At 50.0% G+C, this 24466-nt stretch carries 17 protein-coding genes; 14 read left to right on the top strand and 3 right to left on the bottom strand.

The features are described 5' to 3' along the window. Window positions 1–1263, bottom strand: a complete 1263-nt coding sequence (locus ACLO87_RS09765) for an MFS transporter (RefSeq protein WP_430223553.1) — start codon at window positions 1261–1263, stop codon at window positions 1–3. A 74-nt stretch (window positions 1264–1337) separates the two neighbouring features. On the opposite strand from ACLO87_RS09765, the gene ACLO87_RS09760 reads away from it, so the two are divergent. The 4 genes from ACLO87_RS09760 to ACLO87_RS09745 all read left to right on the top strand — a co-directional run bounded on the left by ACLO87_RS09760 (window position 1338) and on the right by ACLO87_RS09745 (window position 11538). Continuing rightward, window positions 1338–7247, top strand: coding sequence for an alpha-2-macroglobulin family protein (locus ACLO87_RS09760; RefSeq protein WP_430223552.1), 5910 nt, complete (start codon window positions 1338–1340; stop codon window positions 7245–7247). A 1-nt stretch (window position 7248) separates the two neighbouring features. Next, a complete protein-coding gene (pbpC, locus tag ACLO87_RS09755) occupies window positions 7249–9396 on the top strand; it encodes a penicillin-binding protein 1C (protein ID WP_430223551.1) in 2148 nt (715 codons plus the stop codon). A 77-nt stretch (window positions 9397–9473) separates the two neighbouring features. Then, window positions 9474–10064 (top strand): hypothetical protein, encoded by a 591-nt coding sequence (locus ACLO87_RS09750; protein ID WP_135863114.1) that lies wholly within the window; start codon window positions 9474–9476, stop codon window positions 10062–10064. Window positions 10065–10245: 181 nt separating this feature from the next. Further along, entirely contained in the window at window positions 10246–11538 is a 1293-nt protein-coding gene (locus ACLO87_RS09745) for an aspartate carbamoyltransferase (RefSeq protein ID WP_135863112.1), read from the top strand. A gap of 53 nt (window positions 11539–11591) precedes the next feature. Here the strand turns inward: ACLO87_RS09745 and ACLO87_RS09740 are convergent, their stop codons facing one another. Then, window positions 11592–12494: a recombination-associated protein RdgC gene (locus ACLO87_RS09740; protein ID WP_135863111.1), complete on the bottom strand. Its 903-nt coding sequence runs from the start codon at window positions 12492–12494 to the stop codon at window positions 11592–11594. 354 nt (window positions 12495–12848) lie between these two features. On the opposite strand from ACLO87_RS09740, the gene recA reads away from it, so the two are divergent. Both recA and recX read left to right on the top strand, forming a co-directional pair. Then, window positions 12849–13937 carry a recombinase RecA gene (gene recA, locus ACLO87_RS09735; protein ID WP_135866963.1) on the top strand — a complete coding sequence of 363 codons (1089 nt, stop codon included), beginning with the start codon at window positions 12849–12851 and terminating at the stop codon, window positions 13935–13937. Then, entirely contained in the window at window positions 13937–14467 is a 531-nt protein-coding gene (recX, locus tag ACLO87_RS09730) for a recombination regulator RecX (protein WP_430223550.1), read from the top strand. Before recA ends, recX begins: the two co-directional genes overlap by 1 nt. Here recX and ACLO87_RS09725 read toward each other — a convergent pair. Next, window positions 14464–15393 (bottom strand): LysR family transcriptional regulator, encoded by a 930-nt coding sequence (locus tag ACLO87_RS09725; RefSeq protein WP_430223549.1) that lies wholly within the window; start codon window positions 15391–15393, stop codon window positions 14464–14466. The two genes, recX and ACLO87_RS09725, sit on opposite strands and share 4 nt — an antisense overlap. Before the next feature lie 136 nt (window positions 15394–15529). Between ACLO87_RS09725 and metE the strand changes: the two genes are divergently transcribed. The 8 genes from metE (at window position 15530) to hemC (ending at window position 24464) form a co-directional block, all read left to right on the top strand. Further along, window positions 15530–17824: a 5-methyltetrahydropteroyltriglutamate--homocysteine S-methyltransferase gene (metE, locus tag ACLO87_RS09720; RefSeq protein WP_430223548.1), complete on the top strand. Its 2295-nt coding sequence runs from the start codon at window positions 15530–15532 to the stop codon at window positions 17822–17824. A gap of 184 nt (window positions 17825–18008) precedes the next feature. Continuing rightward, window positions 18009–19667, top strand: a complete 1659-nt coding sequence (locus ACLO87_RS09715; RefSeq protein WP_430223547.1) for a methyl-accepting chemotaxis protein — start codon at window positions 18009–18011, stop codon at window positions 19665–19667. Between the two features lie 103 nt (window positions 19668–19770). Beyond that, window positions 19771–20364, top strand: a complete 594-nt coding sequence (locus ACLO87_RS09710) for a DUF2889 domain-containing protein (protein ID WP_430223546.1) — start codon at window positions 19771–19773, stop codon at window positions 20362–20364. 62 nt (window positions 20365–20426) lie between these two features. Continuing rightward, window positions 20427–21587, top strand: coding sequence for an ADP-forming succinate--CoA ligase subunit beta (gene sucC, locus ACLO87_RS09705; protein WP_135866075.1), 1161 nt, complete (start codon window positions 20427–20429; stop codon window positions 21585–21587). Between the two features lie 20 nt (window positions 21588–21607). Beyond that, window positions 21608–22489 (top strand): succinate--CoA ligase subunit alpha, encoded by an 882-nt coding sequence (sucD, locus tag ACLO87_RS09700; RefSeq protein WP_135866077.1) that lies wholly within the window; start codon window positions 21608–21610, stop codon window positions 22487–22489. A 186-nt stretch (window positions 22490–22675) separates the two neighbouring features. Then, window positions 22676–23374, top strand: a complete 699-nt coding sequence (locus tag ACLO87_RS09695; protein WP_135866079.1) for a TerC family protein — start codon at window positions 22676–22678, stop codon at window positions 23372–23374. A gap of 11 nt (window positions 23375–23385) precedes the next feature. Further along, on the top strand, window positions 23386–23511 hold the full coding sequence (locus tag ACLO87_RS09690; RefSeq protein WP_430219521.1) for a hypothetical protein: 126 nt from the start codon (window positions 23386–23388) through the stop codon (window positions 23509–23511). An 8-nt stretch (window positions 23512–23519) separates the two neighbouring features. After that, window positions 23520–24464 carry a hydroxymethylbilane synthase gene (gene hemC, locus ACLO87_RS09685; protein ID WP_430223545.1) on the top strand — a complete coding sequence of 315 codons (945 nt, stop codon included), beginning with the start codon at window positions 23520–23522 and terminating at the stop codon, window positions 24462–24464. The last annotated feature ends 2 nt before the right edge of the window (window positions 24465–24466 follow it).

Genomic DNA, 24466 nt, shown 5'->3' with positions numbered 1-24466 from the left:
TTAGGTTTTAGCTGAGGTGGATTCGGCTTGTTGCTGGCGTATAAAGCAGGGTTTGACCAGTAGTGTCAGTGTGATCGCTAGCACAGCCAACGACGAACAGAAACTAATCAATGCCGCATGCATACCAAAATGATCAGCAATATAGCCTATGGCTAGCATAGGCAAGATCGCACCTAAATAACCCATAATCAGATAGGTGGACATCAGCGCGGCACGTTGCTGAGGCTTGGCTACCAAACTGACCGTAGCCGTGCCCGAGGTTAGACACAAGCCATGACCTAAGGCTGTAGTTAGTACGCTCACAATAAACAACCACGACCAACCACTAAACAAGTTTGCCATGAGCAGTACGCCACTGATGGCAATAAACAGCATGCCTTGCTGCATATTTTGCTTGGGCGATCGGTGACGCAGCATAAGCTGGAACGAGGCTGATAAAAACAAAATAATGCCAATAGACAAGCCACTCACTGCTGGGCCATGCCAAGGCACCATGCTTTGCATGAAGCTAGGGGCGAGTGAGGCAAATAAACTGAAAATAGAAAACGCAATAAAAGCGGAGCCACCTGCAATCAAGAATAGAGGGCGGCAGTTACCTTTAGGTAGTTCGATCTTGGGCAACGGTAGGCGCTTAGCTACATTCAGCCTAGCGGATTCCGGCGTGTTGTGGCGCAGCGAGAATAAGGCGTAGGTGGCCAAACAACCCATCAAAATAGATGGAATATAGCTGCTACGTAGTGGCGCAGGGAAAATCTGCGCAATCAAGCCACCTATAGCGGGGCCCATACCAAAACCAAAGGCCAGCATCAGGCTGGTGGTAGAGGCGGCGCGTTGCAAGTCTCGCGATGGACTAAGCTGCGTTAAACCAATAGAAGCGGAGGTCACAATGAGGCTGGAAGCCAAGCCAATCATGACACGGCTCACAATAAAGATGCTGAAGCTATTTGCCACAGCTGAAAGAGTTAACCCCAATGTCACTAATACTAGGCCACCACGCAAAATAGGCATGTAGCCGTATTGGTCGCTTAACTTACCTAGAAACAGCAAACTGCACAGTGCCGAGAACATATAAATCACGTAGACCAACGTGATGTCTCCGGTGCGTAAGCCCCACAGTTCTTGGTACAGCGGGTACAGCGGGCTGGCTAATGCCGTGCCCATTACGCCCACGAACATGGCGTAGCACACCCACGCATAGGGGTTGCGATGCAAATGTCGTGAAAAAACAGAATGCGGTTTAGCAGGTGGATGAGAATGTGACATGAGTGGAGTATTATGGCGGTGTTGCGCATCTGCCTATTCAGGCAAAACTTTCATAGAATACAACCGCCTACATTATGAAAATAATTCCGTTATCTGTGTCCTTGGCTTTGGCGCTAGGGGGCGCTGTGGCGTCAGCACAAACTTTGAAAGCTCCTCATTTTACGCCTGAATTGGGCGAGGGGGGGCTAGGCCTACGAGCCGTTGTGGCAGATTTCGGCCAGAACGTCGCTGTATTGGGCCGCCAATCAGAGCCTCCCTTTATCGTACAGTGTGACGATCCCGAGGCTATAGGCGCGGGTAGATGGTTAGATGCAAGGCGATGGGTCTATGAGTTTGTGGAGCTGATATCAGCTGGGGCGAGTTGTACAGCGCAGACAAATCCGGTTTTTGTTGCAACACAAGATAGAAAGCTGTCACCGAACGTTTCGTATTCGTTCAACTCAGGCGGACCTAAGCTATTAAGCTCCAGACCTTACTACTATTCCGATATTAGTGAAGACCAGGCCGTGGTGATGCGCTTTGCTGCGCCGGTGGATCCTAAGGAGTTAGAACAACTGGGTGGCTGCGCGGTAGATGGCGTAGGGGAAATGATTCCTCTGAAAGTAATAGATGGCGAGCGCAGAACTGAACTGTTGAAAGCCGTGTTGTATGACTTTGATCCTGAGAACGATAGTGCAGCGGATCAGGTGGTGCAGTGCGCGCGATTGTTGCCCGCAGGGGCAGATGTCAAGTTTGTGGTGGAGGCAGGATTAGGCAGCGCGTTTGAAGGGCGTGAGCCAGTGCGCTACGCCGAGCCTATTTTATTGAACTTCCAAGTACGCCAACCGTTTTTGGGGCGTATTACCTGCGAGCGTAGTAATCCTGATGCGCCGTGTAATCCTTTGCTGCCTATACACGTCGTGTTTTCTTCCGTTGTGGAAGATGAGCTATTGAAGAAAGTGTATTTGGAAGGGGGCGGTAAACGTTGGGATCAGGCCAAGTCTGAAGACGACGACTACTACTATGGCAATACGCGCGTAGTGCGTTTTGAAGGGCCATTCCCTCCGGAAATCAGCGTTAAGGTCAATATTCCTGATGGCTTTGTGGACGACAGTGGTCGTACGCTAGAAAATGCACAAGCCATGAAAGACGCGACGGTGGCGCTAGCCAGTTATCCGCCACTCTTGAAGTTTGCCTCTGGCAACTTCGGTATTGTGGAGCGCTTTGCTCATGCTGGTGTGCCGGGTGAGGAAGATAACTATCCTGCTGCGATACCGCTGACTATACGTGGTTTAGAAGCTGATTTCCGAGTGAATGAGTTGCAGCGTAGTGCTGGTAATGTCAAAGACTACGCCACTCAAGACGACCAAGAAGTGTTGCGTTGGCTATCTCGCTTGCGTAGGTTGTACGAAGGCAGAATGATGCTGCATCAGGTCGATAATATTTTGGCCGATAGGGAATGGACGTACAGCAATGGTGGTACTGAGGTAGACACACGTTCTATTTCTGTATTTGAGCGTTTGGGGGTAGAGACTAAAGAGCTCACCTTGCCGGGTGTGCCTGATCAAGGCGAAACACCGTTTGAGGTTATAGGGGTACCGTTGACTGAGCCGGGTTTCCACGTTTTGGAAGCAGGTTCCGAAAAACTGGGTGAGGCTTTCTTAGAAAATCCAGCCCCTATGTATGTGCGTACTAGCGCTTTGGTGACTAACTTGTCCGTACATATGAAGCATGGTCGCGACGACATGCTGGTATGGGTGACAACGTTAGATGATGCAAAACCCGTCGCTAACGCCGAAGTGCGCGTGCTGGATTGTGATGGCAGCGAACTGATGCGAGGTACCACGAATGCTGACGGTGTGTTTCATCGCGAAGCGACTGTACAAAAACAATATTGCCCTCGACTAGGTACAAGCGCGCTGTATGCGTCAGCGCGTATTCCTGCGGATCACCCACAAGCCTATGGCAAAGCAGATTTCTCTTTCGTTTTATCTGATTGGGATAGGGGGATTGAACCATGGCGTTTCAACGTCGCGGTAGGGTATAGCGAGAACAAAGACCGCATTGCACATACCATTTTGGATCGCTCACTATTCAGAGCGGGCGAAACCGTGCACATGAAGCACTTGTTGCGTGAACAGACGCGTAATGGTTTAGAAAATCCTAGTTATGGTTCATTGCCTGAAACCGTGGAGCTAACGCACTACGGTTCAGGTGAAAGTTTTGAACAGCCGCTGCGTTGGTCTAACGACGAGCACGGTTCGCGAGCCTATTCCAGTTTTGATCTGCCTAAAAATGCACCGCTGGGCGAGTACATGATTATGCTCAGTGGTTCCCGTGATTGGCATACCACCGGCACACTGCGCATTGAGGAATTCAAGCTGCCATTTTTGAAAGGCAGTATTAAGTTGAGCGATGGTAGCGATGCTGCCAGCATGGTGCGTCCAGAGCAGTTACAAGCCGATTTGCAGTTGGGTTATGTAAATGGTGGAGCAGCCAGTGCGTTGCCCGTTACCGTGTCTGCTGTGTCACGTCCGTACTTCCCGAATTTCTCGCAATACGGAGAATACAGCTTTGGCAACGTACGTAACTACAGCTATGACGAGGAAGAAAACACCGCACCATCCGAACAGAAACTGTTCTTAAACAAACATGCGTTGGTGTTGGATGTAGAAGGTGGTGCTCGTGTACAAGTAGACGATGTGCCGGTGGATGAGAAACCTCAACAATGGTTGGTAGAGGCAAGCTTCCACGATCCTAACGGCGCTATCCAAACATTGAGTCAAACTACGGTGGTATGGCCGTCGGCTGTGGTGCCTGGCATCAAGTCTGATGGCTGGATGAGCAAAGGCAGCAAGAACACTGTGAAGTTGTTGGCGTTGGATACGCAAGGCCAGCCTATCTCTGGTCAAGCCATGACATTGCGTGGCCAAGTGCGTAAAACTTTGTCCACCCGTAAACGTTTGGTGGGTGGTTTCTATAGTTACGATAATCAGCAGCAAGTAGAAGACTTAGGTCAATTGTGCAAAGGCTCTACCAATGAAAAAGGTGAGCTGGAGTGTTCTATTGATCCCAAAAAAGGTGGTGAGATCGTCTTGATTGCCGAGGCCGAAGATGCAGCGGGCAACAAAGCAGATGCGTCCACCAATGTATGGGTGAGCAGTTCCGAAAGACTCTGGTTTGGCGGTGAAAATGATGACCGTATAGACCTGATTCCTGCAAAGAAAGTGTGGGCGCCAGGCGAAGAAGCAGAGTTCCAAGTTCGTATGCCCTTTGAGAAAGCCACTGTTCTGGTTAGCGTAGAGCGTGAGGGTGTGCTGAGTTATGAAATCATGGAAGTGTCTGCAGACAATCCGGTGATCAAATTGCCAGTGCTGGCTGAGTGGGGGCCAAATGTGTTTGTCTCTGCGTTGGTCGTGCGCGGTCGTTTACGTAGTGTGCCATGGACCTCTTTCTTTAGCTGGGGATGGAAGCAACCATTTGATTGGTATGACGCGTGGAGTAATAGCGATGACGAATATGAGGCACCAACCACTACCGTCGATTTGTCTAAACCTACATACCGCTTAGGCCTGGTTGAAATCGAAGTACGTACTGATGAAAACCAGTTAAAAGTTGAGGTGAAACCTGAACAGCCGCGTTACGCTGTACGTGAAAAGGTAGATGTAGAAGTACAAGTTAAGTTGCCAGATGGCAAGCCTGCGGCGGGTGCATTGCTGAGCTTTGCTGCTGTGGACGAAGCCTTGTTAGAGCTATCTCCTAACCGTAGTTGGGATGTGGTGAAAGCCATGTTGCAGCCACATGCTTATGGCGTGAATACAGCAACCGCACAGTCCGAGGTGGTAGGGCGTCGACACTATGGCCGTAAAGCCATTCCAGCAGGCGGAGGCGGTGGTAAAGCGCCTACGCGTGAGTTGTTGGATACCTTACTGTTGTGGCAGGGCGAGGTACGTACGGATGAACAGGGGATTGCACATATAGAGGTGCCTCTGAATGATGCGTTAACTGCCTTTAAACTGGTGGCCATTGCAGAATACGGCGAGCAGCGCTTTGGTACAGGCAGCGCCTCTATTGTAGTAAGCCAAGACGTACAGTTAATTTCTGGTTTGCCAGAGGTGGTACGTAATGGTGACAACTACCAAGCCACATTCACTGTGCGTAATAGCAGTGAGCAAGATCGCACAATAGTGTTGAAAGCCAGTATGCAGTGGGCAGGTCAAGACAAGCCGGTGGCATTGCCAGCGCAAGAAGTCGCGTTGGCAGCAGGGCGCGCACAAACTGTGCAGTGGCCAGTGGATGTGCCTGCAGGATTGGCTGGTGAGGGAGATGCGCAAATTACGTGGCGTATTGATGCCGAAGATGCTTCGCAGCCTAATGCACGTGACTCACTAACTGTGACACAGGTGGTGAAACCGGCTGTGCCTGTGATCACTCAGCAAGGTTTCTGGGCGCTGGTGAAAGAGGGTAAGGCTTACGATGCGCAACTGAGCACACCAGAAGGGGCATTGCGTGATAGCGCAGGTCAGTTCTTGGGTGGCATTGCTATTCAGTTGCAGTCAGGTTTGTCAGCGGATTTACCAGACGTACGTCGGTGGTTCCAGCGTTACCCCTACACATGCTATGAGCAACAAATGTCTCGTGCAGTGGTATTGGATGACACCGCCTTGTGGCAACAGCTTACGTTGGGGGCGGCAGCTTACATTGCGCCAGACCAATTGCTGCGTTACTTCCCAAGTCCTATGTTGAAAGGCAGCCCTGTGCTGACTTCTTATGTGATGAACTTGGCAGACGACGCCAAACAGCGCAATGAGGCCTTTAGCCTACCTAGCACTATGCAAGCGCAGTTGTTGCAAGGTTTGCGTAACGTGGTGTTGGGCCATACCGTACGAGAAGAGTGGTTGTCACCTGAGCAGCGTGCATTGCGTCAGTTGATGATCATTGAAACCTTGTCCCGTTATCAGTCGGCAACGGCCAATATGCTAGACAGCATCACCATTGAGCCGCAAAACTGGCCTGTAGAAAGTATCTTGGATTGGTTGTTAGTCTTGGATCGCGTTCCGAATATTGCGAATGCAGCAGAACATAAAGCTAAAGCTATAGAGATACTGCGTACCCGGTTAGTTACACGCGGTAGTTCCTTGCGCGTGAACGAAGGCGACTATCAGTGGTGGTTGATGCGTAGCCCTGTGACAGCACAAGCGAGATTGCTGGTGTGGGCGCAGCAGCAAGATGCTTGGCAAGATGATGTGCCACTGTTGTTGCAAGCGCTGATCAACATGCAAACCAAAGGTCATTGGCTGAGCACTACAGATAACGCACAAGCATCGCAGTCTATTGGGTTACTGGCCAAACAAGTGAAGCCCGCTGAAGGTATGGCATTGCTGAGCTTGGGTGAGAAAACTCGTATGGTGAATTGGGCCACCGTGAACAGCAAAGGGCCTGATTCCCGCAGCTACAACCAGCAGTTGGATTGGCCAGAGCATCAAGTGCCACTGCAGATACAGCAAGAGGGTGCGGGCGATGTGTGGGCGTTAATACGTTTGCAGGCCGCTGTACCTACTGCTAGACCGGTTATGTCTGGTTATTCCGTACAGCGTGAAGTGATTCCTGTCACGCAAGCGGTAGCCGGTGAGTGGACTGTAGGTGACGTGTACAAAGTGCGTCTGACTATTGATGTGAATGCAGCATCGGGTTGGACAGCAGTGAACGACCCTGTGCCTCCAGGTGCGGTTATTCTGGGCAGTGGTTTGGGGCGTGACTCGGCAATCGAAGCTGCAGGCACCCAGCAAACTGGCATGTGGCCAAATTACGTAGAACGCCGATTTGATGCATATCAGGCGTACTACGAGAATTTGCCTGCTGGTAAACATACGCTGGAGTACCAAGTGCGCTTGAATACGGCAGGTGAGTTTATCTTGCCTGACACCAAAGTTGAGGCGTTGTACGAGCCTGAAACGCACGCTTTGCAGCCTAACGCGCCTATGGTGATTGGTGAAGCAAAGTAAGGTGAAAAAAAGCGCACTATGGATGGTGGGTTTGGGCGCTATGCTGCTTACTACAAGTAGCATAGCGCGCTACCCAGACCTACCCACTCTACAGCACGAAAATCCTGCTTCTGAGTTTATTGTGCAAGACCGTAGTGGCTTGCCACTGCAAGCCTTGCGAGTAAATTTCCAGCAGCGACGTGGCGATTGGATACCCTTGTCGCATATCTCACCAGCACTGCAGCGTGCCGTGTTGGCCTCTGAAGATCAGCGCTTCTTTGAGCATGGCGGTGTGGATTGGTTGGCCGTGGCCAATGCAGCGTGGGATCAGTTATGGGATCAGCGTGTGCATCGTGGGGCATCTACGTTGTCCATGCAATTGGCCGACCTGATGGGCTTAAGCGAACGCCCAAGCATGCAACGACGCTCTTGGCAAGGCAAGCTGGATCAAGCCTATGCAGCCTACCAACTGGAATCCTTATTTACCAAAGCTGAAATACTAGAGGCCTACCTAAATTTGGCTCCCTTTAGAGGAGAGCTGGTTGGTATTGATGCAGTAGCTCGCGTGTTGTTTCAAAAACAAGCCAATGCGCTGACGATGCAAGAGGCAGCGTTGGCAGCAGCGATGTTGCGTGCGCCCAATGCCTCGGCATCAGTATTACAGCAGCGTGCCTGTTCATTGTTAATGAGCATGGGTAGAGCAGAGCAATGTGGGTCACTAGGGTATGTGTTGAGTACGGCATTGTCGCGTATGCAGGCACCCATGTGGGATCAGCCGCAGTCTGCCAGACACTATGCACGTCTTCTGCAAAATCAAGGGCTAACCTCCGATGGGGCTAACTTGCGTAGCAGCATAGATGCCACGTTACAGGCCGAGGCCAATCGTGCCGTGGATGACACTTTGCAAACCTTAAATGTGGCGCGTGTGAGCGATGCCGCGGTGGTGGTACTAGATAACCGCAGTGGCGAGGTATTGGCTTACGTGGGAGCAAGCTCAGGGTCTTCCGCTGTTGAAGTGGACCACGCTCGCGCTAAGCGACAAGCAGGTTCGACCTTAAAACCTTTTTTGTATGCTCAAGCTATAGGTGAAAAACGCTTAACCGCAGCATCGCTGTTAGATGATTCGCCTTTAAATCTGGCTACTGCTGGCGGGTTGTATGTGCCGCAAAATTACGACCAGCAGTTTTCAGGTTGGGTAAGTGTACGTACGGCATTGGCATCATCTTTGAATATTCCTACCGTGCGTACCTTAGAGATGGTGCAGGTAGATCGTTTTGCCAATCACTTACGCGCCTTAGGTTTGCCTTTAGATAAAGCAACTGAACACTATGGTTTTAGTCTGGCGCTAGGCAGTGCCGACATTGATTTGTTATCGTTAACCAATGCCTATAGGGCGTTGGCAAATGGTGGTTGCTACAGTCCTGTGCAGTTTGTGCCTAGCGATGCTGAGGGTAGTGTGGCATGCCAAAAAGTACTGGATGCAGATGCGTCTTGGATTGTGGCAGATATCTTGTCAGATAGACAGGCGAGGTCTTACACCTTTGGGTTAGATAGCGCATTGAGTTTGCCATTTTGGGCAGCTGTCAAAACCGGCACCAGCAAAGATATGCGTGATAACTGGGCTATAGGATTTAGCGATCGTTATACCGTAGGGGTGTGGGTAGGAAATAGTGATGGGTCGCCCATGCGCAATGTGTCTGGCGTAACGGGGGCGGCTCCTATATGGCATAGGATGATGCGTACCTTGCACGATAATGCCTTGTCAGTGCCACCCGCTATGCCTGATAACGTCGTCGCCCATGTGGTGCATTACGAGGGTGTGCCTGAAGCTGACCGTACCGAATATTTTCTGGCAGGCACAGAGCAAGAGCTGATACGTTTAGCGACAAAAAATAGTACGGTGCAGCAACAAGGGCGGGCACGCATCGTGTCGCCTGCTAGTGGTAGTATTTTGGCGTTTGATCCAGACATTCCACGGCAGCATCAATTGTTGCCGCTGCGCGCCACTGGAGGCGGTCAATTGTATTGGCGTGTAAATGGGCAGCCCTATGCGGAAGGTGCTGAAGCGTGGTGGGCTGTACAACCGGGTAGAATTACGGTGGAATTAGTAGATGAAAAGGGCGTAGTGCACGATAGCGTAACGCTGCAGGTTCGTGCGACTATTAATTAGAATTAACATTTAATCATGTTAGGTAACGTAGTATGCTGCTACACTCCCGACATATATTTACTTTGAGAGGAAAAGCCATGTCCGCGAAGCTCTGGATGAGCCGTACCCTTGCTCCAATTGGTTTGTTGGCTTTGGCTGCGTGCCAAACCGTACCGCAAAAAACGGATGCGGATGCTGCTAGCACAACAGCAGCCCCAACTACTGCTACAGCACCTGCACAGCAACCTGCTGCAGCACAAAACCAAAATGCAGAGCAGATGATGTCTCCTGTATTGGTTTTCCTTGCAGACACCAAACCTCAAACAGGTTGGGCAGAAGTGAAAGTAGGCGAAAACAGCAGTCTGTACCTAGAGCCTGAAGCCTTTTTGGCTTTGGAAGACTTCACTGGTGTAGAAGCTGGTCGTAGTGAGTCGGGCGAAGGTTTGTTAGCGTTGGATATGAGCGAACGAGCTATTGCTAACGTTACTCGCGTGACTTCTGCTAACCCAGGTAAACGTCTGGCATTGGTGGTAGATGGTACGTTGTTGGCCGTTCCTGGTTACTCCGAGCCTATTACCAGCAGCCGTTTGGTATTCATGGTAGGTAGCGAACAAAACGCCGTAACAGCTGCACGCATCATTGCAGGTGATACAGCTCCTGCACCAACTCAGGCTCCAGCTAGAAAGTAATACGTTAAGTAGCGTGTTATGAATAACGCCCCGGAATGTGCATAAGCACTTCCGGGGCGTTGTTGTATGCGCGCTGTTTGATTCCGTCTACAAAATAGCGGCAGAGATGTAAAAAAACGCATACTTCTTCGTGGTTTGATTATAAAATGTGCGCATTGCGTATAGTCCTATGGAGCGAGTGATGGCTGTTTCCCAACAAGTGTTTTTGCGCGATGCAATGCGTCGTCTGAATTTAACCAGAGATGTGTTTGCAGCTCGTGTGGGTGTGAAGCGTCGTGCATTAGATACCTGGTTGCTGCCAGAGGGTTCGCAAGAGTTTCGCTCTATGCCCGAAGTGGTACTGCGTTTTGTGACTGAAATTGTAGAGAACGACTCGCTTCTGACTAAGTATGCGCAGAGCGTACAGTCAGGCCCTTTGCGTGATCGCATTGCAGTGGGTGGCAAACATCAGTTGCTGTCTGTAGAACAGTTTGGTCGTGAGTCAGTAGAAGAGTTATTCCGAGTCGCTGACTTGATGCAGCCTATAGCACGACGCCAGAAAGTGTCGCGTGTATTAGAAGGCGCTGTGTTGGGTAACCTATTCTTTGAAGCCAGCACGCGTACTCGTGTGAGCTTCGGTGCCGCATTTTGCCGTTTGGGTGGTTCGGTGTGTGACACCACAGGTTTTACGTTTTCCTCCATGGCTAAAGGCGAGTCTATCTATGACACCAGCCGTGTCATGAGCGGTTATGTGGATGCCATGGTGATCCGTCATCCAGAACAAGGTTCAGTAGCTGAATTTGCGCGCGCAACCAATATTCCTGTAGTAAACGGTGGTGATGGCGCGGGCGAACACCCCAGCCAAGCATTGCTGGATCTGTACACCATTTTGACGGAGTTTTCTCGTCTGGGTAAATTGCTGGATGGCGCTCACATCGTGATGACGGGCGACCTGAAATATGGCCGTACTGTGCACTCGTTGCTGAAGCTGTTGGCTTTGTACCGTGGGCTGAAATTCACGCTGATTTCTCCGCTGGGTTTGGAAATGCCAGAAGAGATCATTGAGCATGTGGCCAAATTGGGTAATCACGTGATTGAGCAATCTCATGATTTGGCAGATGTGAAAGGCGCTGATGTGATCTACGCTACTCGTGTACAGAAAGAGCGTTTCTCGGATGAGCAGTTGGAAGGCTACACCGCAGAATTCCAAGTATCCAAGGCGTTGATCGATCAATACTGCGATGAAAACGTGATTGTGATGCACCCGCTGCCACGTGATAGCCGAGAGGGCGCGCACGACTTGAGCGTGGATTTGAACGACGATCCTCGTTTGGGTATTTTTAGACAGGCCGATAACGGTATCCCTGTGCGTATGGCGATTTTTGCCGTCTTGCTGGGGGTAGAAAATCTAGTACAGCACTCTATGCGTGACGTGACTTGGAATCCACCTTCACACGTGGGTCCAGACGATGCTGTCTTCCACGGCATGTACTAAATAGCAAAAGGGCACCAAACGGTGCCCTTTTTATATGCGGGGTGTGTAGCGACTTACACTACTTTTTTCTCGCCACCCAGCGCATTCAGCAAGTCATCAAACAGCTTAGTTAATTCAGCAGTCATGAGTGTCATGTCTGAATTGAACAATTCTGCTTCATCGCCTGCCAACACTTCGTTTTGCTCTTTCAGTACATCTAGAGGTGCGACGCGTTTTAGTTCTAGGCCATCGGTCAGAACGAAAGAAATGCGATCATCCCATGTTAGAGCCAAGCGTGTGCACTGTTTGCCAGATTCAATATGACGACGCAGTTCATCAGGCTCGGCGCTGTGGCGCACGTAGCGAACTACGGCACGACTCTCACTAGTGGAGCGCAGCTCAGTATCTTGGTCTATGCTGAAATTGGCCGGTGCCTCATCGTCGATCAGCCAAGAGGTCATCGCCGCGCCAGGAGATAGCTCAGTGTAGAGCGGTAAAACAGGGAAGGGGTTCAGGCTTTTCGCCAACAAACCCATGACCTCGTCGCCGGTTGCAGCCGACGCAGCATCTACCACTAACCACAGGTTTTTAGTGTCAATCCAGATGCGGGTGTCACGCGCAATACTAAAAGCGCGGGGCATCAACTCAGTGATGACTTGCTCTTTAATTTCACTCATTTGCTTGCGACCCGGTTTGTAGCCTTGTTCGGCTTCCATGTCGCGAGCTTTGGCGCGAGCCACCTGATTAATCACGGTGCTAGGCAGTAGTTTTTTCTCGCTACGCAGGCAGATTAGGAACTGGTCGTTCAGTGCGTGTACCAGTCCTTCACCTTCACGTGGCGCAACCCAACCCAAGCTTAGAGGGTCTTGGCTAGTGCCTGGTTGAAAAGCATGTTCTTGCAGTGCTGCTTCTAGCGTGTCTGCAGTGTAGTCCCACTCGGGGGAGAGGCGGAAAATTCGTAGATTTTTAAACCACATGTGCAAGTGTCTTTGTTGAAAATGATGCCTGCTATGGGTGCAGGTTGGTGAATAGAATGGATGAATTGTACGCGCATTTGTCAGGCTGTCAGGTGAAAAAGTCCATGCACAGGCATAAAGTTCAGGCCTGTGTTTTAATGGCTGATTTCTTGACTACGTAGCAGTATTGCATGATGTATACGTACAATCTTGCATGGCTTTATATAGTGTAATGCACGTTCAAGCTGGCTTTGGTGCGTTACGCTGCAACAGAAAATAGTTACGTAATTAGGTGTGGTGTAATACTGGATATCTGTTTATTTATACAGTATAATATTTTTTTGAATTTCATGCCTCTCTTTGAAGGATTACCCCATGGACGATAAGCGCAGTAAAGCGGTATCGGCAGAACGCGCCAAAGCGTTGGCAGCCGCCTTGTCTCAAATCGAAAAACAATTCGGCAAAGGCTCGGTTATGCGTTATGGCGATAACCAGATTGAGCACGATATTCAGGTTTGTTCTACCGGCTCATTGGGCTTAGATCTGGCGCTGGGCGTAGGCGGTTTGCCTCGCGGTCGCGTTATCGAAGTCTACGGTCCAGAATCCTCTGGTAAAACCACCTTGACCTTGCAAGTGATTGCAGAAATGCAAAAACTGGGTGGTACATGTGCATTCGTCGATGCCGAGCACGCGTTAGACGTACAGTACGCCTCCAAACTGGGTGTAAACCTGAGCGATTTGCTTATCTCTCAGCCAGACACTGGTGAGCAAGCATTGGAAATTACCGAAGCGCTAGTGCGTTCCGGTTCGGTTGACTTGATCGTGGTCGACTCCGTTGCTGCGCTAACTCCTAAAGCCGAGATCGAAGGCGATATGGGTGATGCATTGCCAGGTCTGCAAGCGCGTTTGATGAGCCAAGCTCTGCGTAAGCTAACTGCTACGATTAAACGTGCTAACTGCATGGTGATCTTCATTAACCAGATTCGTATGAAAATCGGCGTGATGTTCGGTAATCCCGAAACCACCACTGGTGGTAACGCGCTGAAGTTCTACTCTTCTGTACGTCTGGATATACGCCGTATTGGTTCTATCAAACGTGGCGACGAAGTGATCGGTAACGAAACGCGTGTGAAAGTGGTGAAAAACAAAGTAGCGCCACCATTCAAACAAGCCGAATTCGATATCATGTACGGCGCTGGTATTTCCCGTGAAGGTGAAATTGTAGACTTGGGCGTACAGGCTGGCATTTTGGATCGTGCTGGTGCATGGTACAGCTACGGCAGCACACGTATTGGTCAGGGTAAAGATAATGCACGTGACTTCCTGCGTGAGCATCCTGCCTTGGCAATTGAGATCGAAAACAAAGTACGCGATAAGTTTGGCGTGGCACAAGTTGCCGTGACAGAGTTCGTGCCCACAGAAGAAGAAGCTTCTGAAGGTACACCCGAGCCAGATGCCGAGTAATGTCTTGGGACGATGAGTTCGAAACGGACCCCTCCGAGCGCTTAGAGCGTGAGCAACGCAAAGAGCCTCAGGGGCCGTCCCTGAAAGCACGCGCCATAGACCTACTGTCACGGCGCGAGCATTCTAGGCTAGAGCTACAGCGTAAGTTGTCGCGCTATAGCCAAGATGCAGATGAAATCACGGCGTTGCTAGATTTGCTAGAGCGCGAAAAATGGCTATCTAACACACGCTTTGCGCAAAGTTTGGTGAATAGACGTGCCTCTAAGCACGGCACCTTGCGCATCGTACAAGAATTAAAACAAAGCGGTGTAGCACAAGAAGATATATCTTTCTTAACCGAAGAGCTGCGTGAAACTGAATTTGAACGCGCTGTAGAGGTGTGGTTTCGCAAGTTTGGTTGTTTGCCCGAAGATCAAAAAGCCTATACGAAACAGGCTAGATTTCTGGTGTCTAGAGGGTTTGCCTTAAGTACTTTGCATCGCATTCTAGATGCCGTGAAAGCAGGCGACATCGATCTGGAAGACTACTAGAAACTAACTGGGTAGGCTTCCTCAATATTATTCAAGGTGGCAAAACATGTTTTGCGTGCCTGTTCTAAAAACGCTTGTATGTAATCCGAATCGTGATCTTCATCGCGCAGAGCGGCGTAAAGGTTTCTCCATATCCCATGCTCGCCCAACTTAATGGTGCGCAGCCATCCCGAATGTGTAAATTCTGATAGCGCCCAGTTAGGCAGGGCGGTGACGCCACGGTGGCTGGCTACCAATTGCATAATCATGGGGGTTAGTTCGGCTTGCCGTATATGTAGTGGCTCTATGCCAGCCGGGTCTAAAAATTGCGTAAACACATCTAATCTGTTGCGCTCCACGGGGTAGCTAATCAAGGTTTGATCGCTTAATTGTGTTGCTTCTATATAGCGGTATTGCGCTAAGGGATGGCCTGAGCTTACGGCCAGCACTAACTCATATCTGAATAGTGGCACGTAAGTAACGCCAGGCAAGTCTTTGGGGTCTGACGTGATGACCACATCTAAGTCGCCGCGCAACAGGGCAGGCAACGGAGCAAAGGAAAAGGCCGCCGATAAGTCTAGGCTTACATCTGGCCAATCCTGCCTGAACTTATCTAAAGCAGGCATTAACCATTGAAAGCAAGAGTGGCAGTCAATAGCGACGTGCAGTCTACCTGTGCGCCCAGAAGATAGACGCTGTAACTCGCGTTCGGTGTTTTTGATGCGCGGCAGTATGTCATCTGCCAAAGCAATGATGCGCAGTGCTGCTGTGGTGAGACGAGCAGGGCGGGTGCGGCGATTGAGTAGTTTTAGCTTGAGCCGTACTTCTAAATCACGAATTTGGTGTGATAGGGCTGACTGCGTGACATAAAGCCGTTCAGCGGCTTCTTGCAAACTTCCTGTGTCACGTATGGCACAGAGGGTTTCTAGATGACGGATTTCAAGCATGGCAACACGTAAACATTAAATATGAAAATTACTCATTCTAAGAATGGTGTATTTGATTTTTTTTCATTTAATTGTACAGGCACAATGAATACATAAACGAATTTTTCCTGTAAATACGATTTTCAGTAGGCATAAGATGACAGTCATTCATAACTTGGGTTTTCCTCGCATTGGTAAGCAGCGTGAGCTGAAGCGTGCTGTAGAAGCGTATTGGGCGGGTGAGTTGCCACAAGGCGCGTTATTGCAAACTGGTAAAGAGCTGCGTAGCCGCCATTGGGCACTACAAAAAGCAGCAGGCTTAGACCTCATCCCCGTGGGGGACTTTGCGTGGTACGACCAAATTTTGGAATGGACGTGTTTATTGGGTGCCGTTCCTGCACGTTTCGAACACGCTGCTACTGCGGATGTTGATCTAGATACCTTGTTTAGAATGGCGCGTGGTCGAGCTCCACAAGGGAAACCAGCTGCTGCATGTGAAATGACTAAGTGGTTTGATACTAACTACCACTACATCGTCCCCGAAATTCAGCCTAACCAAAGTTTTCGATTGGCACGTACTGCGCTGCTAGAGCAAATCGCCGAAGCCGTTGAGGCGGGCTATAACGTGAAGCCTGTTATTCCGGGCCCATTGACCTGGTTGTGGTTAGCCAAAGGCGAGGCCTACACGCAGGGTGCTACGGATGCAGCGAAATTGGATTTGTTACCTGCGTTGCTGCCGGTATATCAAGACGTCTTAGCGCGTATTCAGGCTTTGGGCATAGAGTGGGTGCAAATTGATGAGCCTATCTTAGCGGTGGACCTACCAGCTGTATGGCGTGATGCATTCAAAGGCGTGTACAGCAGCTTACAACAAGGTAGCTTGAAAGTGCTGTTGGCGACGTACTTTGATGGGCTACGCGATAACGTATCGGTATTAAATGGTTTGCCTGTTGAGGGCGTACATATTGATGCCGTGCGTGCGCCAGAACAAATCGCAGCTGTGCGTGCTCAGTTGTCGGCAGAACAGGTATTGTCTGTAGGTATCATCAACGGCCGCAATATTTGGCGTACAGATCTAGATAAAGTGGCCCAGTTATTGAAGCCTCTTAAAGCAGAATTGGGAGACAAACTTTGGATCGCGCCTTCGTGCTCGCTGTTGCACGTTCCCGTGGATGTGGAAGGCGAAGAGGGCTTGGATGCTGAGCTCTTTAGCTGGTTGTCGTTTGCTACGCAAAAGCTAGATGAATTGCAGTGGTTGCGTGCGCTGGTAGATAACAAGGTAGATGCTACTGTTGAAGCTGCTTTGGAAGCGCAGCGCAAAGCGCTGAAAACACGAGCAGAGTCCCCACGTACACATAACCCTACTGTGGCTGAAAAGGTAGGGAAACTGACTACCCTGCAACGAGATCGCGCGCCATTTTCTGAGCGTATCGCTGCGCAGCAAGCGCGTTTGAACTTGCCCGCTTTCCCAACCACGACGATTGGTTCTTTCCCGCAAACTCAAGATATACGTAAGTTACGTCGTGATTGGCGTTCTGGTGCGTTGAGCGATACCGCGTACGAGAAAGAAATACGTGCTGAAATTGAGCGTGTGATCCGTTTCCAGGAAGACATAGATTTGGACGTGTTGGTGCACGGTGAGGCCGAGCGCAATGACATGGTGGAGTACTTTGGTGAGCTACTAGGTGGGTTCGCCTTCACCCAAAACGGGTGGGTGCAAAGCTACGGTTCCCGTTGTGTGAAACCGCCTATTATTTTTGGTGATGTGCTGCGTGTGATGCCAATGACCGTGGCATGGTCTCAATATGCGCAGTCTCTCACAACGCGCCCAGTCAAAGGCATGTTAACGGGGCCAGTGACAATGCTGCAGTGGTCGTTTGTGCGAGACGATCAATCTCGTGCCGATACCTGCCGTCAGTTGGCGTTAGCGCTGCGTGATGAAGTGCATGATCTTGAAGCCGCAGGGGTGAAAATCATTCAGATTGATGAGCCAGCCATTCGCGAAGGTTTACCACTGCGCAAAGCCGATTGGGATGCATATTTGCAGTGGGCAGTAGATTGCTTCCGTATTTCTACCAGCAACATCGAGAACGACACCCAGATTCATACTCACATGTGCTACTCAGAATTCAATGACATTATCGAAGCCATTGCGGCCATGGATGCAGACGTGATCACCATTGAGACCTCACGTTCTAATATGGAGCTGTTGGAGGCTTTTGAGAATTTCCATTACCCCAACGATATAGGCCCAGGTGTATATGACATCCATTCACCCAACATTCCAGACCAAGCGTGGATGGTTGAGCTGATGCGTAAAGCGGCTAAACGTTTACCTGCAGAGCGTTTATGGGTGAACCCAGACTGCGGTTTGAAAACACGTGGTTGGCCAGAAACTACGGAAGCGTTGAAAACGATGGTAGCGGCAGCCAAGGAGTTACGTCAGGCTTAATGCCAGCTTCCATGTGGGGGTAACGAACGCCATGCGTGCAGACGCATGGCGTTTCTTTATGCTTGAAATTTATGAATAGCGCGTGCTTTTGTCATCAGGTTGCATGAGTGGTCATCAGCTATTACGCCTAAGATCAATCTGATGAGCTGGGCATGATTGGTTTTCTTTTGTTGGTAGTACGCGCATGTTTCTAAATAGGTTTAGTTTACTTCGTCGATTCAGAGTCACGATTTGGGTGTTCTGGTGTGTGTTTGTGCTGGCCATGGCAGCAGGTATTTGGGGCTTGATGCAATCCAAGAAAAGCTTGGAGACGGTGTATCAAACTCGTATGAGTACGATGTCTCAGGTAGATAACATGGTGCGCAATTTCTACAACACCCGGCAAAGTGTGTTGTTGGCGTTTCAGCATGACCCTAATGGGCCCTTACACGCTTTGCATGACCATCCTACTTCTCTACATTTGGATGATGTATGGATGAATGTGCAGCGCAACGGTGAAATACGTAAATGGCTTGCCGAGCGTACGCAAGATCAGGATGAGCTGCAGTTGCTGGAACTTGCAACTAAGGCTCAGGCTGAGTGGCGTAAAGTGTTAGAGCAAGCGGTAGGGCAATTGGAAAAAGGCAACTTTGCACCTGAAGTCATGCAAGCGTTTTTGATCGGTGGACGCACTCAGGGTGAGCAGGCGGTCACGGCATTGCAGGGTTTGCAGTACTACCAAATGGCGCAGGCGGATCAAGAAGTGAAGCACGCCGAACGACGCTACAACCAAGGTCAGATGCTGTTTGCTGCGATTGCATTGTTGGGGGCATTGCCGGTAACCATCATCTTGTTGCTGACATTGCGTCGCTTGAGCAAAGGTTTTGCTGAAGTGAATTCAGCGGCGCAATCTATTGCTAAAGGCGACTTAAGCCGATCTGTGCAAACGGATGGTGAAGATGAGATTACTCAGTTGCTGCAACAAATACGCACGATGCAGCAAAACCTGCGCTTGTTGATTTCCCGCATTACTCGTAGTGCTGCGACCTTAGCGGATGTCACTAACCATGTGGCCGATAGTTCATTGTTGTTATCAGATAGAACGGATCAGCAAGCAAGCTCGCTACAAGAAACCTCTGCGGCAACAGAAGAGCTCAACAGCACGGTGCATCAAAACGCCGCTAATGCTCAAGAGGCAGAAGAGGTAGCAGATCAGGCTGCTCACGCCGCACGACGTGGTGGTGAGACTGTGGGTAGCGTTATTTCTACGATGGAACAAATTACGGCATCTTCCCAGAAGATCTCCGACATTGTGGGCATTATTGATAGCATTGCCTTCCAGACCAATATCTTGGCGCTGAATGCGGCTGTAGAGGCGGCTCGTGCTGGTGAGCAAGGTAGAGGTTTTGCTGTTGTGGCGTCTGAGGTACGAGCCTTGGCTCAGCGATCTTCCAGTGCCGCACACGAGGTGAAGTTGTTAATTGAAAGCTCTGCGCAAGTAGTGAGTCACGGCGCGGGCTTGGTGGGTGTGGCAGGCGATACCATGCACGAAATCGTGACCAATAACGAACGTATGTCCACGTTGATTCGTGAGATAGCGAGTGCTAGCCAAGAGCAATCGCTGGGCCTAAGTCAGATTAATCAGGCTATTACGCTGATGGATGACACTACGCATCAGAACGTATTGCTGGTAGAACAAACCAGTGAAGCCGCCGCCGCATTGCGTGCCCAATCTGACGAGTTGGTAGCGTATGTATCAGCGTTCAAGCTGGGCGAAACCGTAGATGTGGATGTGATTGAGTCCGTAGAGTCAGACCCACATGAAAGGGTAGCGCTAGCAGGTAATAGGGCGCAGTTAGCCTAATGCATGACAAAAGCCCCATGATGTCAATGGGGCTTTTTTTATACTCCACCAATCAGCTGCGGTATACTGGGGCGTTTATCGTTATTTTTACCCTTGGTGAGAGATGCCACTTCCACCGTCTACTGTATCCCGTAGTCTTCTGCATACCCGTACGTATCAGGCTCAAGCATTTGAGCGTGAGGACGGGCTATTGGATATAGAAGCAGAGATCATGGATGTCAAAGACTATGATTTTCCGTCGAAAATGTCGGAAAGCGGTGTGCATAATGCGGGCGACCCAGTGCATCACATGCTGATGCGCGTCACCATCGATAAGAATTACGTTATCCAAGATGTAGTGGCTACTTACGGCGCAGCGCCGTATAGACAACATTGCACGGGTATTGCGGATGCGTATCGCCAGCTTATAGGATTAAGCTTGGTCAAAGGGTTTAAACGTTCGGTAAGAGAAATTATGTCTCGTACCTCTGGCTGTACACACATGACTGAATTGACGGATATTCTGCCTACGGTGGCAATTCAGTCTATGGTGAAAGAGGCACGTAGCACCAAACAAGCTGCGGAATCAAATGAATCGCAACAGCGACCATTCCAGATTGATGGCTGCCACGCCTTACGTAGTTCAGGCGAGGTAGTGAAGATGTTTTACCCTAAGTGGTATGAAGCAGCTGAACACACAGAAGTTGTACCAGAGTAGTCAACAGTGGTGGATGTAGGCAAAGTTTTTTTTGTGTTTTTATTAAGACTGACAGGTAATCAATGAAAATTCATGAATATCAGGGTAAGGCCCTGCTAAGAAAATACGGAGTAGTTGTTCCGCGCGGCAAACCTGCTTTCTCGGTAGACGAAGCCGTTGCCGTAGCAGAAGAGCTAGGCGGCCCAGTATGGGTTGTGAAAGCCCAAATTCATGCAGGTGGTCGTGGTAAAGGTGGTGGCGTTAAGCTGGCACGTTCCATGGACGAAGTACGTCAAATCGCCGGTGAAATTCTGGGTATGCAGTTGGTAACACATCAGACTGGTCCTGAAGGTCAGAAAGTACGTCGCTTGCTGGTAGAAGAAGGCGCGGACATCAAGAAAGAATACTACGTTGGTATCGTAACCGACCGTGCTACTCAGCGCGTTGCCGTGATGGCGTCTGCTGAAGGCGGTATGGAAATTGAAGAAGTGGCTGAGCGTAACCCTGACGCCATTCTGAAAGAATTCGTAGACCCAGCTGTTGGCCTGACTAACGAGCAAGCTACAAAGCTGGCTCGCGGTATTGGTGTACCTGAGGCTTCTATCGAGAAAGCTGTTGCTGAGTTCCAGAAGCTGTACCAAGTGTACACAGACACAGATGCTGAACTGGCTGAAATCAACCCACTGATCCTGACTGGTTCCGGTGACATCATTGCATTGGATGCTAAGTTCAACTTTGATAGCAACGCGTTGTTCCGTCATGATGACATTCTTGAGTTCCGCGATCTGGACGAAGAAGATCCTGCTGAAATCGAAGCTAGCAAATTTGACCTGGCCTACATTCAGCTGGACGGCAACATTGGTTGCTTGGTAAACGGTGCTGGTTTGGCGATGGCCACAATGGATACCATCAAGTTGTTTGGTGGCGAACCTGCCAACTTCTTGGACGTTGGTGGTGGTGCTACTGCCGAGAAAGTGACCGAAGCTTTCAAAATCATGTTGGCTAACAAAGATGTTAAAGCCATCCTGGTAAACATTTTCGGTGGCATTATGCGTTGTGACGTGATCGCCGAAGGCGTGATCACTGCGTGCAAGGCCGTGAACCTGAACGTACCTCTGGTTGTACGTATGAAAGGTACCAACGAAGAGTTGGGCAAGAAAATGCTGGCTGAATCCGGCTTGCCTATCATCAGTGCCGACACGATGGCTGAAGCAGCCACTAAAGTCGTTGCCGCCGCCAAATAAGTACAGGAAGGGATTTTTCAATGTCGATTCTGATTAATAAAGATACCAAAGTAATTACTCAAGGTATTACAGGTAAAACCGGTCAATTTCACACACGTATGTGTCGTGAATACGGTAACGGTAAAGAAGCGTTTGTAGCTGGTGTGAACCCACGTCGTGCAGGCGAGGACTTCGAAGGCGTACCTATCTACGCAAACGTAAAAGATGCACGTGATGCAACTGGCGCAACTGTGTCCGTTATTTACGTTCCACCAGCAGGTGCTGCTGATGCGATCTGGGAAGCTGTAGACGCTGACCTGGATCTGGTAATCTGCATTACTGAAGGTATTCCTGTTCGTGACATGTTGCGTGTACGTAACCGTATGCGTGCTGAGAACAAGAAAACCTTGTTGTTGGGCCCTAACTGCCCAGGTCTGATCACTCCAGACGAACTGAAAATCGGTATTATGCCTGGCCACATCCACCGTAAAGGTCGTATTGGTGTGGTAAGCCGTTCCGGTACATTGACATACGAAGCTGTTGCTCAGGTAACTGAGTTGGGCTTGGGTCAATCCAGCGCGGTAGGTATCGGTGGTGACCCAATCAACGGTCTGAAACACATCGACGTACTGAAAATGTTCAACGACGATCCAGACACTGATGCCGTAATCATGATCGGTGAGATCGGTGGTCCAGACGAAGTGAACGCTGCTCTGTGGGCTAAGGACAACATGAAAAAGCCAGTAATCGGCTTTATCGCTGGTGTTACAGCGCCTCCAGGGAAACGTATGGGTCACGCAGGTGCTCTGATTTCCGGTGGTGCAGATACTGCAGACGCCAAACTGGAAGTGATGGAAGCTTGCGGTATTCGTACTACACGCAACCCATCCGAAATGGGCAAGTTGCTGAAGTCCGTACTGTAAGAGCTGTTCATGCCCAGTTGCGGTAAACTGGGCATAGGCATGCAAAAAGAAGTGCCCTGCATTGCGATGTAGGGCACTTTTTTGATGGTGGAACCATTACATGCGTGAATAGCTAAGCTTTGCCACCTAGAGGGCAGCGCAAAGCAAGCTATGACCATTATCTAGGTTGAGCACTACAGAAACGCAATGATCGAATTTTTCGAAACGCTCCACTGGGGCGCATTGTTTCAGATCGTTTTAATTGATATTTTGCTGGGCGGGGATAATGCGGTAGTTATTGCGCTAGCGTGTAGAAATCTTGACCATAAGCAACGCATCAAAGGCATATTGTGGGGTACGGTAGGGGCGATTATCCTGCGTGTACTACTGATCTTTTTTGCCTTAACGCTACTAGATATTCCATTTTTGAAGCTAGCCGGCGCTGCAATGCTGTTCTGGATAGGCTTGAAGTTACTGGTGCCTGATGAAGGTGGTCACGGTAATGTGCAAGCAGGCAGTAGTGTGTGGTCAGCCGTCAAAACCATTTTGGTTGCAGACTTTGTCATGAGTCTGGACAACGTGATTGCGATTGCTGGCGCTGCACAAAATACGCAGGCTGATCACCAAATGGTGTATGTGATCTTTGGTTTGTTGCTAAGTGTGCCCATCATTATTTGGGGTAGCACTTTAGTGTTGAAATTGATTGACCGGTTTCCTGTGGTTATCACTTTGGGCGCTGCCTTATTGGGGTGGATTGCAGGGGGCATGTTGGTAACCGATATCGCCGTTACACGCTATGTGGGTGATATCTCCTCTACAACGAAGTTGATTGTAGAAGCCTCAGTTGCCGTTATACTGGTCATATTGGGCAAATGGATGGCAATGCGCCAACCTACCACTAAATAAAGGATGAAATCATGAGTTTCTTACCTGACTCTGATCGTAAAAAACATGAATCAGGCCTGTCCTTGCTGCAAGGGCTGGCGATTTTGGCTATCTTGGGGATCGTAGGCGCCGCTGTGGCCCGTTACTTTGCTGGGTAGGAGTTGTTTTGTTGGTACCTGATCAGTTGATTATTGCAACACGTGCTAGCCGACTGGCATTGTGGCAGGCCGAGTTCGTACGTGACTCTTTACAGACGCTGTATCCTACCTGCAAGGTTGAGCTGCTGAGTATGACTACCCGTGGTGATCAAATCCTTGATCGCACGCTTTCTAAAGTGGGCGGTAAAGGGTTGTTCATCAAAGAGCTGGAAGTGGCTTTGTTAGAAGGCAGAGCTCATTTGGCAGTGCACTCCTTAAAAGATGTGCCTTTTGATCTGCAAAGCCCGTTTGCTTTGCCAGTGATCATGAAACGCGAAGACCCGCGCGATGCCTTTGTATCTAACCACTATGCGTCATTGGCTGATTTGCCTGAAGGCGCGGTAGTAGGTACAGCAAGTTTGCGTCGTGAAGCGCAAATACGTGAGCGTTACCCGCACCTGAACATCAAGCCTTTACGTGGCAACCTAGACACCCGCTTGGGCAAGCTGGATAACGGCGATTACGATGCCATTATTTTGGCAGCAGCTGGTTTGATCCGTTTGGGGCTAGGCGAACGCATACGCTCATTGTTATCTCCTGAAGACAGCTTGCCTTCGGCAGGCCAAGGCGCGCTGGGTATAGAAATTATGGAAGCTAATGTAGAGCTACAGGCTCTGTTGGCTCCACTAGCATGTGCAGAATCTACAGCGCGAGCGTTGGCTGAGCGCACCGTGTCACGCTTGTTGGGTGGCTCATGCCAAGTGCCAATGGCGGCGTATGCCACTATTGAAAACGATCAATTGCATTTGCGTGCGTTGGTTGCTGAACCTGATGGTTCACGCATTATTCGCGCAGAAGCCCGTGGCAATGCTGATGATGCTGTTGCATTGGGCACTCAAGTAGCTAATGCTCTATTAGCAGATGGGGCTAAAGACATTTTGTCTAGATTGTCCATTGCGAGTAGCGAGAACTAACG

This window comes from Paenalcaligenes sp. Me52, from assembly GCF_050487965.1.
Classification (GTDB): Bacteria; Pseudomonadota; Gammaproteobacteria; order Burkholderiales; family Burkholderiaceae_B; genus Paenalcaligenes.
Note: the sequence above shows the minus strand (reverse complement) of the source record. Positions and strands in the feature narration are given on the sequence as shown.

Excerpts from the sequence above, each read along its gene's own strand:
- metE (WP_430223548.1), top strand. The coding sequence starts at position 15,530 with ATGACAGTCATTCATAACTTGGGTTTTCCTCGCATTGGTAAGCAGCGT.
- recX (WP_430223550.1), top strand. The coding sequence starts at position 13,937 with ATGTCTTGGGACGATGAGTTCGAAACGGACCCCTCCGAGCGCTTAGAG.
- ACLO87_RS09695 (WP_135866079.1), top strand. The coding sequence starts at position 22,676 with ATGATCGAATTTTTCGAAACGCTCCACTGGGGCGCATTGTTTCAGATC.
- sucD (WP_135866077.1), top strand. The coding sequence starts at position 21,608 with ATGTCGATTCTGATTAATAAAGATACCAAAGTAATTACTCAAGGTATT.
- ACLO87_RS09725 (WP_430223549.1), bottom strand. The coding sequence starts at position 15,393 with ATGCTTGAAATCCGTCATCTAGAAACCCTCTGTGCCATACGTGACACA.
- ACLO87_RS09740 (WP_135863111.1), bottom strand. The coding sequence starts at position 12,494 with ATGTGGTTTAAAAATCTACGAATTTTCCGCCTCTCCCCCGAGTGGGAC.
- ACLO87_RS09690 (WP_430219521.1), top strand. The coding sequence starts at position 23,386 with ATGAGTTTCTTACCTGACTCTGATCGTAAAAAACATGAATCAGGCCTG.
- ACLO87_RS09750 (WP_135863114.1), top strand. The coding sequence starts at position 9,474 with ATGTCCGCGAAGCTCTGGATGAGCCGTACCCTTGCTCCAATTGGTTTG.
- ACLO87_RS09745 (WP_135863112.1), top strand. The coding sequence starts at position 10,246 with ATGGCTGTTTCCCAACAAGTGTTTTTGCGCGATGCAATGCGTCGTCTG.
- ACLO87_RS09710 (WP_430223546.1), top strand. The coding sequence starts at position 19,771 with ATGCCACTTCCACCGTCTACTGTATCCCGTAGTCTTCTGCATACCCGT.
- ACLO87_RS09715 (WP_430223547.1), top strand. The coding sequence starts at position 18,009 with ATGTTTCTAAATAGGTTTAGTTTACTTCGTCGATTCAGAGTCACGATT.
- sucC (WP_135866075.1), top strand. The coding sequence starts at position 20,427 with ATGAAAATTCATGAATATCAGGGTAAGGCCCTGCTAAGAAAATACGGA.
- ACLO87_RS09765 (WP_430223553.1), bottom strand. The coding sequence starts at position 1,263 with ATGTCACATTCTCATCCACCTGCTAAACCGCATTCTGTTTTTTCACGA.
- recA (WP_135866963.1), top strand. The coding sequence starts at position 12,849 with ATGGACGATAAGCGCAGTAAAGCGGTATCGGCAGAACGCGCCAAAGCG.
- ACLO87_RS09760 (WP_430223552.1), top strand. The coding sequence starts at position 1,338 with ATGAAAATAATTCCGTTATCTGTGTCCTTGGCTTTGGCGCTAGGGGGC.